At 65.3% G+C, this 14,263-nt stretch carries 14 protein-coding genes; 1 reads left to right on the top strand and 13 read right to left on the bottom strand.

The annotated features are described in order from the left end of the window. Window positions 1-13 precede the first annotated feature (13 nt). From hisS to trmJ, 11 genes are all read right to left on the bottom strand, one after another. A complete protein-coding gene (hisS, locus tag ACUY1T_RS13220) occupies window positions 14-1,354 on the bottom strand; it encodes a histidine--tRNA ligase (RefSeq protein WP_446023506.1) in 1,341 nt (446 codons plus the stop codon). 29 nt (window positions 1,355-1,383) lie between these two features. Beyond that, window positions 1,384-2,499 carry a flavodoxin-dependent (E)-4-hydroxy-3-methylbut-2-enyl-diphosphate synthase gene (gene ispG / locus ACUY1T_RS13215; protein ID WP_446023504.1) on the bottom strand — a complete coding sequence of 372 codons (1,116 nt, stop codon included), beginning with the start codon at window positions 2,497-2,499 and terminating at the stop codon, window positions 1,384-1,386. A gap of 5 nt (window positions 2,500-2,504) precedes the next feature. Next, on the bottom strand, window positions 2,505-3,482 hold the full coding sequence (locus tag ACUY1T_RS13210) for a RodZ domain-containing protein (protein ID WP_446023503.1): 978 nt from the start codon (window positions 3,480-3,482) through the stop codon (window positions 2,505-2,507). A 29-nt stretch (window positions 3,483-3,511) separates the two neighbouring features. Then, on the bottom strand, window positions 3,512-4,234 hold the full coding sequence (gene pilW / locus ACUY1T_RS13205) for a type IV pilus biogenesis/stability protein PilW (RefSeq protein ID WP_446023501.1): 723 nt from the start codon (window positions 4,232-4,234) through the stop codon (window positions 3,512-3,514). Between the two features lie 132 nt (window positions 4,235-4,366). Next, the gene (rlmN, locus tag ACUY1T_RS13200; RefSeq protein WP_446023499.1) at window positions 4,367-5,488 is read right to left on the bottom strand and encodes a 23S rRNA (adenine(2503)-C(2))-methyltransferase RlmN; all 1,122 of its coding nucleotides are present in this window, start codon (window positions 5,486-5,488) and stop codon (window positions 4,367-4,369) included. Between the two features lie 204 nt (window positions 5,489-5,692). Continuing rightward, on the bottom strand, window positions 5,693-6,118 hold the full coding sequence (gene ndk / locus ACUY1T_RS13195; protein ID WP_446023497.1) for a nucleoside-diphosphate kinase: 426 nt from the start codon (window positions 6,116-6,118) through the stop codon (window positions 5,693-5,695). A gap of 248 nt (window positions 6,119-6,366) precedes the next feature. After that, window positions 6,367-6,693 (bottom strand): HesB/IscA family protein, encoded by a 327-nt coding sequence (locus tag ACUY1T_RS13190; RefSeq protein ID WP_111413452.1) that lies wholly within the window; start codon window positions 6,691-6,693, stop codon window positions 6,367-6,369. Between the two features lie 25 nt (window positions 6,694-6,718). Further along, a complete protein-coding gene (locus tag ACUY1T_RS13185; protein ID WP_446023495.1) occupies window positions 6,719-7,867 on the bottom strand; it encodes an aminotransferase class V-fold PLP-dependent enzyme in 1,149 nt (382 codons plus the stop codon). A gap of 40 nt (window positions 7,868-7,907) precedes the next feature. Further along, window positions 7,908-8,378, bottom strand: coding sequence for a Fe-S cluster assembly transcriptional regulator IscR (gene iscR, locus ACUY1T_RS13180; RefSeq protein WP_411795737.1), 471 nt, complete (start codon window positions 8,376-8,378; stop codon window positions 7,908-7,910). Between the two features lie 129 nt (window positions 8,379-8,507). Beyond that, window positions 8,508-9,374: a serine O-acetyltransferase gene (gene cysE / locus ACUY1T_RS13175; RefSeq protein ID WP_446023493.1), complete on the bottom strand. Its 867-nt coding sequence runs from the start codon at window positions 9,372-9,374 to the stop codon at window positions 8,508-8,510. Between the two features lie 98 nt (window positions 9,375-9,472). Continuing rightward, window positions 9,473-10,267: a tRNA (cytosine(32)/uridine(32)-2'-O)-methyltransferase TrmJ gene (trmJ, locus tag ACUY1T_RS13170; protein ID WP_446023491.1), complete on the bottom strand. Its 795-nt coding sequence runs from the start codon at window positions 10,265-10,267 to the stop codon at window positions 9,473-9,475. 203 nt (window positions 10,268-10,470) lie between these two features. Between trmJ and ACUY1T_RS13165 the strand changes: the two genes are divergently transcribed. Further along, window positions 10,471-11,265, top strand: coding sequence for an inositol monophosphatase family protein (locus ACUY1T_RS13165; protein ID WP_446023490.1), 795 nt, complete (start codon window positions 10,471-10,473; stop codon window positions 11,263-11,265). Between the two features lie 104 nt (window positions 11,266-11,369). Here ACUY1T_RS13165 and secF read toward each other — a convergent pair whose 3' ends face one another. Continuing rightward, window positions 11,370-12,296, bottom strand: a complete 927-nt coding sequence (secF, locus tag ACUY1T_RS13160) for a protein translocase subunit SecF (protein ID WP_446023488.1) — start codon at window positions 12,294-12,296, stop codon at window positions 11,370-11,372. Window positions 12,297-12,318: 22 nt separating this feature from the next. After that, window positions 12,319-14,169 carry a protein translocase subunit SecD gene (secD, locus tag ACUY1T_RS13155; RefSeq protein ID WP_446023486.1) on the bottom strand — a complete coding sequence of 617 codons (1,851 nt, stop codon included), beginning with the start codon at window positions 14,167-14,169 and terminating at the stop codon, window positions 12,319-12,321. Between the last annotated feature and the right edge of the window lie 94 nt (window positions 14,170-14,263).

Genomic DNA, 14,263 nt, shown 5'->3' with positions numbered 1-14,263 from the left:
AAATGCGGTTCGGTCAGGCGCGCTCGTTGCTCACCAGATCGGCCAAGGTCTCGGCCAGAGCCTCCTGGGCCAGGCTCAGCTGATCGCGCTCCTCGCGCAGGAACTTGAGTGTGGCGCGGCCCTGGGCCAGTTCGTCCTCGCCCAGCAGCAGTGCCAGGCGCGCGCCGCTCCTGTCGGCCTTCTTGATGCGGCTCTTGAAGCTGCCGCCGCCGCAGTGCAGCTGCAGGCGCAGTGAGGGAAGTTCGCTTCTGATTCTTTCGGCGAGCAGCATGGCCTGGGTGGTGGCGACATCATCCATGGGCAGCACGTAGAGGTCCAGCTCGCCCAGGGCGGCGTCGGGTACCAGTTCCAGGGTTTCGAGCAGCAGGATCAGGCGTTCGATGCCCATGGCGAAGCCCACCGCCGGAGTCGGTTTGCCGCCGAGCTGCTCGACCAGGCCGTCGTAGCGGCCGCCGGCGCAGACCGTGCCCTGGCTGCCCAGCGCCGTGGTGGTCCACTCGAAGACGGTGCGGCCGTAGTAGTCGAGGCCGCGCACCAGGCGCGGGTTGATCACGTAGTCGATGCCGGCGGCCTCGAGCAGGGCGGTGAGGCCCTCGAAGTGCTCGCGCGAGGCATCGTCGAGGTGATCCATCAGCTTGGGCGCGTCGGCCAGCATCGGCGCCATGTCCGGGTTCTTGGAGTCGAGAATGCGCAGCGGGTTGCTCGACAGGCGGCGCAGCGAGTCCTCGTCGAGCTGGTCGCGATGCTGTTCGAAGTAGGCCACCAGCTTGTCGCGATAGGCGGCGCGGGCCTCGCTGGAGCCCAGCGAATTGAGCTCCAGGGTGACGTGTTCGATGAGCCCCAACTCCTGCCACAGCCGCGCGGAGAGCAGGATCACCTCGGCGTCGATGTCCGGCCCTTCCAGGCCGAAGGCTTCCAGGCCGACCTGGTGGAACTGGCGGTAGCGACCCTTCTGCGGACGCTCGTGACGGAACATCGGGCCCTGATACCACAGGCGCTGAGTCTGATTGTGCAGCAGACCATGTTCCATGGCCGCACGCACACAGCTCGCCGTGCCCTCGGGGCGCAGGGTCAGGCTGTCGCCGTTACGATCCTCGAAGGTGTACATCTCCTTCTCGACGATGTCGGTGACTTCGCCGATGGAACGGGCGAACAGGGCGGTCTGCTCGACGATGGGCGTGCGGATCTCGGCATAGCCGTAGCGCTTCATCAGCGCCTGAACGGTGCCTTCGAAGTACTGCCACAGGCCGGACTGGCCCGGCAGCAGGTCGTTCATGCCACGAATGGCCTGGATCTTCTTCTGGCCGGACTCTTTGGTGCCAGATTGGTGGGTGCTCGATTGGGACTTGCTCAACGGTGACTCCTTGGATGGTCGACGGCCGCTCAGGCCTCGCGGGCGATCACGTTCTGCTCGGCCTGTTCCTTTTCGCGCACCTTCTCGCGAATCAGGGTCTCGAGATCGTCGACCAGATGTTCATTGCGCAGTTTGGACGCGGGCTTGCCGTCGATGTAGACGAGGTTGGCGGGGCTACCACCGGTCAGGCCGATGTCGCTCTCCTTGGCCTCGCCGGGGCCGTTGACGATACAGCCGATCACCGAGACGTCGAGGGGCGTCATGATGTCCTCGAGGCGCTCCTCGAGGGCGTTCATGGTGCCGATCACGTCGAAGTTCTGACGTGAGCAGCTGGGGCAGGCAATGAAATTGATGCCCTTGCTGCGCAGGCGCAGGCTCTTGAGCATGTCGTAGCCGACCTTGATCTCTTCCACCGGGTCGGCGGCAAGCGAGACGCGAATGGTATCGCCGATGCCATCCATCAGCAGCATGCCGAGGCCGATCGATGACTTGACGGTGCCCGAGCGCAGGCCGCCGGCCTCGGTGATGCCGAGGTGCAGCGGCTGCTCGATCAGCTTGGCCAGCTGGCGATAGGCGGCCACGGCCATGAATACGTCACTGGCCTTGACGCTGACCTTGTATTCCTGGAAGTCGAGGCGGTCGAGGTGGTCGATGTGACGCATGGCCGACTCTACCAGTGCTTCCGGCGTAGGCTCGCCGTACTTGCGCTGCAGGTCCTTCTCCAGTGAACCGGCGTTGACGCCGATGCGGATCGGAATGCCATTGTCGCGGGCGGCGGAAACCACGGCGCGCACCCGCTCTTCCTTGCCGATGTTGCCGGGGTTGATGCGCAGGCAGTCGACACCGAGCTCGGCCACGCGCAGGGCGATCTTGTAGTCGAAGTGGATGTCGGCCACCAGCGGTACGTTGACCTGCTGCTTGATGCGGCCGAAGGCCTCGGCGGCATCCATGCTCGGCACCGAGACGCGCACGATATCGGCCCCGGCGGCCTCCAGGCGCTCGATCTGGGCCACGGTGGCGGCCACGTCCAGGGTGTCGGTGTTGGTCATGCTCTGCACCGAGATGGGGGCATCGCCCCCGACCGGCACCTTGCCGACATGGATCTGGCGTGACTTGCGGCGAACGATGGGTGACGGGGAATGCATAAGCATCACTCTCCCAGGGTGAAACGGGCGACGTTGTTGGCCCCGGCGCGGGCGCGCAGATCGACGCGCTCGCCAGCCCAGCTCAGCTCGACGCCAGTCGCGTTGCCGATGGTCAGGCGGAAGGGGGGCTCTCCTTCGACGGTGGCCGTGGTGCCGGGTTCCTGAAGGCCGACGAAAACGCGCCGATTGTTGGCGTCGAAGATCTCGGTCCAGGACTGCTCGTTGAAGGTCAATTGCAGTACGGTGCGGTCGGTGGGCGACGGCTCCGCGGCCACTTCCGGCTCTTCCTCGTCGATGACCGGCTGCTCAGCGGGTGCCTCGACGCTGGCCTCATCCGCCATGACCGGCTCCTCCTCGCTCACGCCCGCGATCAGCTCGGCTCCGGTGGGGTCGACTTCAGTGGACGGCACCTCGGCTTCGCCACCGAGCGGGTCGACACCCTCTTCTGGCAGCGGTGGCAGGGCCTCCTCGACCTCGGGCCGCGGCTCCTCCTCGATGGTAGTGGTGCCATCCAGCGTTTCGACCGAGACCGGGCCGGTCGCATCGACCGCGGGCGGCTCATTGCCGTCGCGGCTTTGCCACCACACCAGGGTCAGGCCGATCAGGCCGGCAATGACCAGCAGCGTGACCAGCTTGAACAGCCAGGCGCCGATGCGCGACGGCGGCTTGGTGACCTGGACCGGCGTTACCCGCTGCTCGCTATCCTGGGTGCCGAAGCGGTCGGCATAGGCTTGCAGCACCGGGCGGTCGTCCATGCCCAGCAGGCGGGCATAGGCGCGCAGGTAGCCGCGGCGATAGGTGGCGACCGGCACCTGTTCGTAGTTGTCCTCCTCCATGCCGGAAACCACGGCGGGGCGCAGGTTCAATGCCGTGGCGACTTCCTCGCGGGACAGCCCTTGCGTTTCACGCTCACGGCGAAGCAGCTCCCCAGGGGAAGCCGGGGACGCGAAGTCGACGGCATCGATATCATGATTGTCGCTCATGGCTGAGCATCCTTCGTCTAGAGTCGTTGTCAAGGTGTGTCACGCGGCGCATCGGGTCCGGGGGTGACGGTCATGTTCGGGGCGCCGGCGATCTGCTGTGCCAGTGCCTGGGCGTCCGGCGTCATGCCGGCAAGGCCCACGAATATTTCCAACTGCTGCCGGGCGCGGTCGGGGTTGCCCTGTTCCAGCTCCAGCTCGGCCAGGGTGAAATAGGTTCTCGGATTGCGCGGGTCGAGGCTGCGAGAGCGCTCGAGGCTATGTCGCGCCTTGTCTATCTCGCCGATATCCCACTGGCATTGGCCCAGGTTGGCGAACAACTGGGCCCGGTTGGCATAGCGGGTATCGCGCGATGCCGCTTCAAGCTGTTCACAGGCTCGCCGAACCTGGCCGTGCTCATAGAGAAAGACGGCGTAGTTATTGCGCGCGCGGCTGTTGCCGGGGGCAGCCGCGATGGCCCGTTGGAACATCTCGTCGGCTTGCTGTCGCTCGCCCTGGCGCTGGTAGACGATGGCCATGGCCTGAAGTGCCTCGGGGTCGTCGGGGGCACGTTCCAGGGCACGATTGAGCGCCGCCATGGCGCGCGGCAGGTTGCCCCGCTCGAGGTAGGCCATGCCCAGCTCGGTCAGGGCCTCGGTCGGGTCCGCGTCGGCCTGCTGCTCGGCTTGGCTGGCGCAGCCGACGAGCCACAACGATACGATCACCATCGCTACCAGCGGCAAACGTCGGCTTGGCAGATAGGGGGAACGCGTCATGGCATCCTCATGGTCGGGCCTGTCGGGCTGTCGTTGTCTTGCGTGCCTGGCGCCCGAGCGGCGCTGGCCAGGGACGAAAAAAGCCTGTCCATCAAAGCGCCGTGACGTGTTGAAGTCAAGGCGGGCCCCGCTTCAATCGGCGTCGATCTGGATCGAGCGGATATAGCGCTCGTGACGCCGGGTGCGGTCCTTCACGCGCCCCACCAGTTGGCCACAGGCGGCATCGATGTCATCGCCGCGGGTGCTGCGAATCGGCGCCGTGTAGCCCAGTTCATAGAGCCACTGCTGGAAGCGCATCACCTGATTGCGCGATGGCTTCTCGTAACCCGAGTGGGGGAACGGGTTGAACGGGATCAGGTTGATCTTGCACGGCAGCTCGCGCAGCAGCTCGGCGAGCTGTTGGGCGTGCTCCTGCTGGTCGTTGACGTCCTTGATCACCGTGTACTCGATGGTGACCATGCGCGTGTCGTCGCACTTGGCCAGGTAACGGTGGCAGGCATCCAGCAGGGTGCGGATGTTGTACTTGCGGTTGAGCGGCACCAGCTCGCTGCGCAGCTCGTCGGTAGCGGCATGCAGCGAGATGGCCAGGCTCACGTCGAGCTCGTCGCCGAGCTTGTCGAGCATCGGCACCACCCCGGAGGTGGACAGCGTGACACGCCGCTTGGAGAGCCCGTAGCCGTTGTCGTCGAGCATCAGCTTCATCGCCGGCACGACGTTGTCGTAGTTCATCAACGGCTCGCCCATGCCCATCATCACCACGTTGGTAACCGGGCGATTGGCGGTATCCTTGCGCGGGCCCACGCTGCGCTGGGCGACCCACACCTGGCCGATGATCTCGGCGGCGGTGAGGTTGCGCTGGAAGCCCTGCTTGCCGGTCGAGCAGAAGCTGCAGTCGAGCGAGCAGCCCACCTGGGACGACACGCACAGGGTGCGACGCTTGCCGTTGTCGGCCGGGATCAGCACCGTTTCCACGTAGCTGCCATCCTCTACCTCCAGTACCCACTTGCGGGTGCCGTCGCTGGAGGTCCCTTCGTAGACCACGCCGGGCCCGCGAATCTCGGCCACCTCGGCGAGCCGCTGGCGCAGCGCCTTGGAGAGGTTGGTCATGGATTCGAAGTCGTCGCAGCCCTCGTGATGAATCCACTTCATCACCTGGGCGGCCCGGAACTTCTTCTCGCCGATGGAGAGGAAGAAGGTTTCCATCTCATCGCGAGTCATGCCGAGCAGGTTGGTACGTTGGGTGGTGGTGGTCATGGCATCACGTCGGTCGGGGCAGGACGAGAGCGGGATGGGCCCGCTCGTAGTTTGTGCCAAAGAAAACTACTGAACTTATGTCGCGAGCGAAGAGAGGTTGGTCGCCGCCGGAGCACAGAAACCGGAGCCTATGCAGTACTAGGTGAGGCTTTCGAGCACCGCCGGCGACCAAGATATCGAGCGCAGCAATAAATCAGTGTTTTCTCAGCGCGAGTGGATCTCGTCGGCGCCGAAGAAATAGGCCACTTCACGCTCGGCGGAAGCCGGCGAGTCGGAGCCGTGCACGGCGTTGGCGTCGATGGTCTCGGCGAAGTCGGCGCGGATGGTGCCCGGCGCGGCTTCCTTGGGGTTGGTAGCACCCATCAGGTCGCGGTTCTTGGCAATGGCGTCGTCGCCTTCCAGCACCTGGACGACCACCGGGCCGGAGGTCATGAAGCCCACCAGATCCTTGAAGAAGGGACGCTCCTTGTGCTCGGCGTAGAAGCCACCGGCCTGCTCTTCGGAGAGATGCAGCATCTTGGCGGCGACGACCTTGAGGCCGGCCTTCTCGAAGCGGGAGATGATTTCGCCGATGGCATTCTTGGCGACGGCGTCGGGCTTGATGATGGACAGGGTACGTTCGGTTGCCATGGGGCTCTCCGTTGTATGGTGGGCTGACGGGTCGAATGGTGTTAGCGCCACGCCATACCCGATCTCGCTAGGAGTCAGTACGGCGCGGCGCTAAAGGGTACCTGATGCGCTCGGTGTCGCCGGCCTCGAACCTGTCGGCAGGACGATGGGGCAGCGCAGGCGATAATGGGCGCAGAGTATACCGCTGCCGGAGGGCGTTGAACAATCGTCGTACCGGGCAGAAAAGCCGGACATGGTGCAGTGTTGCTTCAGACGGTGAAGCTTTCGCCGCACCCACACTGGTCCTTCACGTTGGGATTGTTGAAACGGAAGAAGCGATTGAGCCCCTCCGAAACATAGTCGACTTCGCTGCCGTCGAGCATTTCCAAGGCCTCGGGGGCGACGAAAACGGTGACGCCGTGCTCCTCGAAGACCGCATCGTCGTTCGCGGCTTCGTCGGCGAAGTCGAGCACGTAGCTGTAGCCGGAGCACCCGCTGGGCTTGACCGAGACCCGCAGGCCCAGACCGTGGCCGCGCTCCTCGAGCACCCGCTGAATCTGCTCGGCGGCGTTGGTGGTAATCGATAGATGCGCCATATGCGTTCTCCTGCAGCGAAAGTGGCTATCGGCGTAGACCCGGAAGGGCATGATGCAGGGCCTCGAGCGCTGCGTCGATGTCGGCTTCGGTAGTGAAGCGGCCGAAACTGAAGCGCAGCGAAGCCAGGGACAGCGAGCGTGGCACGCCAATACCCTTCAATACATAGGATGGCTCGACGCTGGCGGAGTTGCATGCCGAACCGGTCGACAGGGCGATGCTGCGCAGTGCCATCAGCAGCGACTCGCCGTCCACGCCCGCGAACGCCAGGTTGAGAATGTTGGGCACCGCCACCTCGATGGCAGTATTGCAATGGATGCCGTCCAGGTCGGACAGCCCATCGAGCAGACGGTTCCGCAGTGCCAGGATGCGCGCCTGGTCGGCTTCGCCCTCGGCGGCGGCCAGGCTGAAGGCTTCGCCCATGCCGGCGATCTGGTGGGTGGCCAGGGTGCCGGAGCGCATGCCGCGCTCGTGGCCGCCGCCATGGATCAACGGCTCGATGCGCAGGTCCGGGCTGCGCCTGACATACAGGGCCCCGATGCCCTTGGGGCCGTAGGCCTTGTGGCCCGAGAGCGACATCAGATCGATGCCCAGGCGGCTCACATCGAGATCGATACGGCCCACGCCCTGGGCCGCATCGACATGAAAAGCCGCATTGCCGGCGTGAGCCACGTCGGCGAGGGCCGCCAGGTCGTGGACACAGCCGAGTTCGTTGTTCACCGCCATCAGCGACACCAGGATGGTGTCGGGGCGCATGGCCTCGCGCAACTGCTCGGGGGCAATGAGGCCGTTGGCGTCCGGCGTCAGCCAGGTGACCTCGAAGCCCTCCTTCTCCAGCGCCGTGGCGGTATCGACCACCGCCTTGTGCTCGATGGTCGATGTGACGAGATGCCGGCCTCGCTCGCGATTGGCGCGCATGTAGCCGATCAGCGCCAGATTGTCGGCCTCGGTGGCGCCGCTGGTCCAGACGATCTCGCGTGGGTCGGCGGCGATCAGGTCGGCCACCTGGCGGCGCGCACTCTCCACCGCCTGTTCCGCCTGCCAGCCGAGCATGTGGCTGCGCGAGGCGGGGTTGGCATAGGTGCCATCCATCGTGAGGTAGCGCTGCATCACTTCGGCGACCCGAGGGTCGACCGGGGTAGTGGCGGCGTAGTCGAGATAGACGAGGGCGCTCATGATCTCGCGGGGTCTCCAGTCTGGTCCTCTGCCGGGGCGGTCAGGGCGAGGAGGTCAGGATGGTGTTGTCTGAGTGACGGCTGCGCTGTCGGGCGGCGATGCGGCGCACATCGCCGTGCTCGACCAACTGGCCCAGCGTGATGCCGTCGAGGAAGCCGCGAATCTGCTCGGAGAGGTCGCACCATAGATGGTGGGTCAGGCAGGTGTCGCCCTGCTGGCAGTCCGACAGCCCCTGGCAGCGGGTGGCGTCGACCGATTCGTCCACGGCGTCGATCACCCGCGATACGGATATCTCGGCTGCGGGTAGCGCCAGCAGGTAGCCGCCTCCCGGGCCGCGAACGCTATTGACCAGCCCGGCGCGACGCAGCCGGGCGAAGAGCTGCTCGAGGTAGGGCAGGGATATTTCCTGGCGACGCGAGATATCGGCCAGGCAAATGGCTCCCTTGTCTGCGTTCAGGGCCAGGTCGAGCATGGCAGTGACGGCGTAGCGTCCCTTGGTAGTCAAACGCATGGCGGGCTCTTCAGGCGCATCGGAAAGCGTACCTCGGCCCCTGGACAGGACCAGCAGGTCAGCGAGCGCTCGCCGCAGGCAGCGAGCCGTGGATCAATGCGCCATTATGGTAAAGCCCGAGTGCGGAGGTCAACCATTCCCCCGCGGAGTGTCTTGCCCGCCTTGATCTGGATCATGTCCGGTGCCGGAGTCGGCGGTTGGGCCGCAGCAGGCGTCGACATCGGAGAGAATGTCGGCGAAGTCCTCGTCGCGCAGCTCCGGCAGCTTGCCTTCGCGATAGCTGGCGTCGAGCTTGCGCAGGGTGCCGCACATGCGCTCGATACGTTCGTCAACGGCGTGCATGTGATCGAGCATGGCCTGGATCGAACGTGCCACCGGGTCGGGCATGTCCTCGCTCACGCCGTAGGCGTCGAAACCGAACTTGCGCCGTATCGCTTCGCGACGTTCGGGATCGACCTCCAGCGCCTCGGCGGCATCTGGATCGGCGCGCTTGACGATCTTGCCGGGAATGCCGACCACCGTGGCGCCAGCGGGCACTTCCTTGGTCACCACGGCGTTGGAGCCGACCTTGGCGCCGGTACCGACGGTGAAGGGGCCGAGGATCTTGGCGCCGGCACCGACGATGACGCCGTCTTCGAGCGTCGGGTGGCGCTTGCCCTTGTGCCAGCTGGTGCCGCCCAGGGTGACGCCCTGGTAGAGGGTGACGTCGTCGCCGACTTCGGCGGTCTCGCCGATCACCACGCCCATGCCATGGTCGATGAAGAAGCGTCGGCCGATCTTCGCCCCGGGATGGATCTCGATGCCGGTGAGCCAGCGCGAGAAAGTCGATAGAGTGCGGGCCAGCCACTTGAGATGCTTCTTCCACAGCCAGTGGGCGAGGCGATGGAGCAACAGCGCATGCAGTCCCGGGTAGTTGGTCAGCACTTCCAGGAAGTTGCGTGCCGCCGGGTCGCGGGCGAATACGCTATTGATGTCCTCGCGCAGTCGTTGAAACATGCAGCGGTCCTTGGTGGCGGTGGGGCGGCCTGGGCGGCGGGAAACAAATATGTAACAGTTTCATCATATGGGGGCGCAGCGGGTAGCGTTCAAGGCGTCTAGCCTCCGGACCCTGAGCGCGGCGTGGCGTCACGCGTCTTGATGGCATCGGCCTCTTCGGGGGCGCACTTTTCCGTCGCCGACAGGATGCCGCGCAGGATATTGAGTTCCATGCGCTCGGGACGGGCACGCAGGGTGAAGCGTCGCAGCCGGGCCATCAGCTGGCGCGGCTGCGCCGGATCGTGAAAGCCGATGGCGATCAGGGTGCGCTCCAAGTGAGCGAAGTAGCGCTCCAGTTCCTCGTGGCTCGCCAGCGGTTGGTGCGGCTCCTCCTCCTGTTCACCGACATCGCTGCCGGCTTCGAGCCAGGCCAGGCGACACTCGTAGGCCAGCACTTGCACGGCGGCGGCCAGGTTGAGCGAGCTGAAGTCCGGGTTGGTGGGGATGTGCACGTGGGCATGGCAGCGCTGCAGTTCGGCGTTGGAGAGACCGCTGTCCTCGCGGCCGAACACCAGTGCCACCCGCGTCTCGGGGCCGCTGAGTTCCTGCGGCAGGCGCTCGCCCAGGGCGCGCGGTGTGATCATCGGCCAGGGCAAGGTGCGCGAACGGGCGCTGGCGCCCACCGCCAAGGTGCAGTCGGCCACGGCTTCTTCGAGGGTCTCGACAATGCGAGCATCGTGCACGATGTGATCGGCCCCGGAGGCTCGCGAGATGCTCTCGCTGGTCAGCGGCTCACAGCGAGGTGCGACCAGCGTGAGGTCGGCGAGCCCCATGTTGTGCATGGCGCGGGCAACGGCGCCGATGTTGCCGGGATGGCTGGTGCCGATCAGCACGATGCGAAGTCGGTCGAGCATGCGAGACTGCCTCTGCCGTTGACGGGTAAGCACGAATAACCAAGGGAAGGGATAAGTCTACCATGCTCGCCAGGGGCGATGGCGGATGGGAAGCGATTCTGCTAGGATGCGCCACGCGTTCGACCCCGTACGCCGCGTTCGACTCGACCTACGCGTTCGAACTAGCCTGTTCTTTAACATCACCGACGCTCCAAGGCCCGATCATGCATCCGATGGTCCAATTCGCCCTGCGTGCCACACGCAGCGCCGCCGAACAGTTCCTGCGCATTCGTGAGCGCATCGAGAACGCTCACGAGGAACACAGCCTCGAGCGCCTGCTCGAGGACACTGCCCGCAATGCCGAAACGCTGATCGTTCGTCAGCTCAACCGCGGCTACCCCCAGCATGGGGTCGTCGGTCGTTTCACGCCCCACCGCGCCGGCGAAGGCGAAGGGCGGGACATCGAGTGGCGCATCGAGCCCCTCCATGGTTACTCCAGCCTGGGCGTGGCCGGCAGCGGCTTTGCCCTGTCAGTAGTGTGCCTGGTGAAGGGGCGCCCGGAGCATGCGGTGGTGATCTGCCCCTTCAGCGACGATGAATACCTGACCAGCCGCGGCCGCGGTGCCCAGCACAACGGCAAGCGTATCCGCGTGCCCAAGGCCAGCGTCATCCTCGGTGCGCGGGTGGCCATGAGCCTGCCGGAGAGCGAGCGGCGCTCACGACACCTGCCGGCCTACCTGACCCTGATCCAGCAGCTCGGTCCCCAGGTCGAAACTCAACTGGCTACCGGCAGTGGCCTGCTCGACATGGCCGAACTGGCGGCGGGCCGCGTCGATGCCGCCTTCGTGCTGGGGCTGGAGGAGCAGGACCGCCTGGTCGGTTCCCTGCTGCTGAAGGAAGCCGGTGCGCTGATGGGCACCCCCGACGGCCAGCCCAGCGTGGAAGCGGAAAGCCAGCTGATGGCCGCCGGCCCGCGCCTGTACAAGGCCCTGGTGCAGCAGCTCAAGCCGCATTTCTGAGCCATAAGCCGTAAGTCTTGAGCTAGAAGAGAAAACCCCACGCGCCAGATGGCGGTGGGGTTTTTATATTACTGGAAGAGCATTCTATTCAACAGCTTGCAGCTTCAGGGCAGTTGCTCCTCCTCCTCGTGCTCCTCCTTCTTCGGCGGAATCAGGTCCTTGCGCTCCAGGTGAACGGTCAACAGCAGGGCAGCCGCCACGTAGACGGAAGAGAAAGTGCCTACCACGATGCCGAGGATCAGCGCGATGGAGAAGTAGTGGATCATGTCGCCGCCCAGCAGCAGCAGCGCCATCAGCACCAGCAGGGTGGTGCCGGACGTCGCCAGCGTGCGTGACAGGGTGAGGTTGATCGCTTCGTTGAAGATCGCCGGCATGTCGTCGATCCGCGAGGTGCGAATCGTCTCGCGAATGCGGTCGTAGACGACGATGGTGTCGTTGAGCGAGTAGCCGATCACCGCCAGCAGTGCGGCCAGCACGGTGAGGTCGAAGTCGAGTTGGAACAGCGAGAACACGCCGACCACGATGATCACGTCGTGCATTAGCGCCAGCAGCGCGCCGATGGCGAACTTGTACTGGAAGCGGAAGGCCACGTAGAGCATCACCACGCCCAAGGCTATCAGCAAGCCCAGGCCGCTCTGGTCACGCAGTTGTTCGCCGACCTGGGCGCCGACGAACTCGGCACGCACCAGTTCCACGGCATCGCCCTCGGCACGCAGCAGTGCGATGACACGATCACCCACTTCCGGGTCGAAGGCTTGCTGCAGGCGGATCAGCACCTCGGTCGAGGCACCGAAGGTCTGCACCGAAACGTCGCGGAATTCGGCGGCTTCCAAAGTCTGGCGTACCGCATCCAATGAAGGCGCCACGGCGTAGCGCACCTCGACCAGCGTGCCGCCGGTGAAGTCGAGCCCCAGATTGAGCTGCTGGAACAGCAGCGAGGCGATCGACACCAGGATCATCAGCGCCGAGATCGCGAAGGCGATCCGGCGCTTGCCCATGAAGTCGAACTGTCGATTGACGAGGGTCTTCATAACCACCTCAAGTTGGTGAGCCTTAGATCCAGAGCTTCTTGACCGGTTTGCCGCCGTAGACGAGGTTCACCATCGCCCGGGTCACCAGCAGCGCGGTGAACAGCGACGTGATGATCCCCAGCGACAGGGTCACGGCGAAGCCCTTGACCGGGCCGGTGCCGATCGAGAACAGGATGACCGCCACCAGCAGGGTGGTGATGTTGGCGTCGACGATCGAGCTGAAGGCGCGCTCGTAGCCAGCATGGATCGCCTGCTGGACCGACAGTCCGCCACGCAGCTCCTCGCGTATTCGCTCGAATATCAGCACGTTGGCGTCCACCGCCATGCCCAGCGTCAGCACGATGCCGGCGATGCCGGGCAGTGTCAGGGTGGCGCCGAGCAGTGACATTGCGGCGATCAGCAGGGTCAGGTTCAGCGCCAGGGCCACGTTGGCGAAGATACCGAATACCTTGTAGCGGATCAGCATGAACAGCACCACGAGCAGCAGGCCGATCTGCACCGACATCACGCCGCGCTTGATGTTCTCGGCGCCGAGGCTCGGGCCGATGGTGCGCTCCTGCACGAAGTAGATCGGTGCCGCCAACGAGCCGGAGCGCAGCAGCAGGGCCAGTTCCGCCGCCTCGGTGGGCGAGTCGAGCCCGGTGATGCGGAAGCTGTTGCCCAGTGCGCTCTGGATGGTGGCCAGGCTGATCAGGCCGCGCTCGGTATAGGGCTCGCGAACCGAAACTTCCTCACCGTCCTCCATCACCACCCGGTCACGAGTCTTGTGCTCGATGAAGAGCACCGCCATGTTGCGGCCGATGTTGGTGCGGGTGGCGCGATTCATCAGCGTGCCGCCGGTACCGTCCAGGTTGATGTTGACCTGGGGGCGGCCGTTCTCGTCGAAGCTGCGGCTGGCGCTGGAAACGCTGTCACCGGTGATGATGACGTCGCGCATCAGGTCGGCGGTGCGATTGGGATTGTTGCGGAAGGCGAAGCTCTCGGTCTCCACGTCCGGCGTGTCCGGGCGCGCCTCGAGGCGGAACTCGAGGTTGGCGGTGGCACCCACCACGCGCTTGGCGGCCACGGTATCCTGTACGCCGGGCAGCTCGACCACGATGCGGTCCGGCCCCTGGCGCTGCACCAGCGGCTCCGCCACGCCCAGCTCGTCCACCCGGTTGCGCAGGGTGGTGAGGTTCTGGTTGATGGCGTAGTCCTGAATCTCGGCCACCGCCTGGTCGGTCAACGTCATCACCAGCAGCGAGGCGCGACCCTCCTGCTCGTTGGCATAGTCGAAGTCGCGGAACTCGCGGCTGATCAGCCGGCGGGCGGTGTCGCGGTCCTCGTCGCTGGCGAAGGTGATGGTTAGCGTGCGACCGTCGATATCGGTGCCACGGTAGCGGATGCGCTCGCTGCGCAGCTGTTCCCGCATGGCGCTGGCGTTGACTTCGAGACGCTGAGTCACCGCCGCATCCATGTCGACTTCGAGCAGGAAGTGCACGCCGCCACGCAGGTCCAGGCCCAGGGTCATGGGCGAGGCCGCCAGACTTTGCAGCCAGGTGGGGGTGGATTCCGCCAGGTTGAGGGCCACCACGAAGTCGTTGCCGAGCTGCTCGGCGACCAGGTCGCGGGTACGCAGTTGGTGGTCGGCGTCGTCGAGGCGAATCAGCACGCGGGCTTCTTCACGCTCCACGGCCTTGATGCCGATGCCGGCATCTTGGAGGGACTGCTGGACACGCTCGAGCTGCGCATCGTCGAGGGTGGAGTCGCCCTGAGCGCTGCTGATCTGCACTGCCGGGTCCTCGGGGTAGAGGTTGGGCAGCGAGTAGACCAAGCCGACGAGCAGCACGATGAGTATCAGCAGATACTTCCACAAGGGATAACGGTTGAGCATGGGAGCCCTGCCTAGGTTGCGTAAAGAAGGCTACAGGACGGCAGCGCGGCCGACAGCCCCAGTCCATGAAAGGAGCAGGGCTCCGGCCGCCATG

This window comes from Billgrantia sp. Q4P2 (assembly GCF_052806135.1).
This window is presented reverse-complemented; position numbering and strand designations above follow the sequence as displayed.

Bases quoted from the DNA above. Each gene is read 5' to 3' on its own strand.
- ispG (WP_446023504.1), bottom strand. From the start codon at position 2,499: ATGCATTCCCCGTCACCCATCGTTCGCCGCAAGTCACGCCAGATCCAT.
- ACUY1T_RS13210 (WP_446023503.1), bottom strand. From the start codon at position 3,482: ATGAGCGACAATCATGATATCGATGCCGTCGACTTCGCGTCCCCGGCT.
- pilW (WP_446023501.1), bottom strand. From the start codon at position 4,234: ATGACGCGTTCCCCCTATCTGCCAAGCCGACGTTTGCCGCTGGTAGCG.
- rlmN (WP_446023499.1), bottom strand. From the start codon at position 5,488: ATGACCACCACCACCCAACGTACCAACCTGCTCGGCATGACTCGCGAT.
- ndk (WP_446023497.1), bottom strand. From the start codon at position 6,118: ATGGCAACCGAACGTACCCTGTCCATCATCAAGCCCGACGCCGTCGCC.
- ACUY1T_RS13190 (WP_111413452.1), bottom strand. From the start codon at position 6,693: ATGGCGCATCTATCGATTACCACCAACGCCGCCGAGCAGATTCAGCGG.
- ACUY1T_RS13185 (WP_446023495.1), bottom strand. From the start codon at position 7,867: ATGAGCGCCCTCGTCTATCTCGACTACGCCGCCACTACCCCGGTCGAC.
- iscR (WP_411795737.1), bottom strand. From the start codon at position 8,378: ATGCGTTTGACTACCAAGGGACGCTACGCCGTCACTGCCATGCTCGAC.
- cysE (WP_446023493.1), bottom strand. From the start codon at position 9,374: ATGTTTCAACGACTGCGCGAGGACATCAATAGCGTATTCGCCCGCGAC.
- trmJ (WP_446023491.1), bottom strand. From the start codon at position 10,267: ATGCTCGACCGACTTCGCATCGTGCTGATCGGCACCAGCCATCCCGGC.
- ACUY1T_RS13165 (WP_446023490.1), top strand. From the start codon at position 10,471: ATGCATCCGATGGTCCAATTCGCCCTGCGTGCCACACGCAGCGCCGCC.
- secF (WP_446023488.1), bottom strand. From the start codon at position 12,296: ATGAAGACCCTCGTCAATCGACAGTTCGACTTCATGGGCAAGCGCCGG.
- secD (WP_446023486.1), bottom strand. From the start codon at position 14,169: ATGCTCAACCGTTATCCCTTGTGGAAGTATCTGCTGATACTCATCGTG.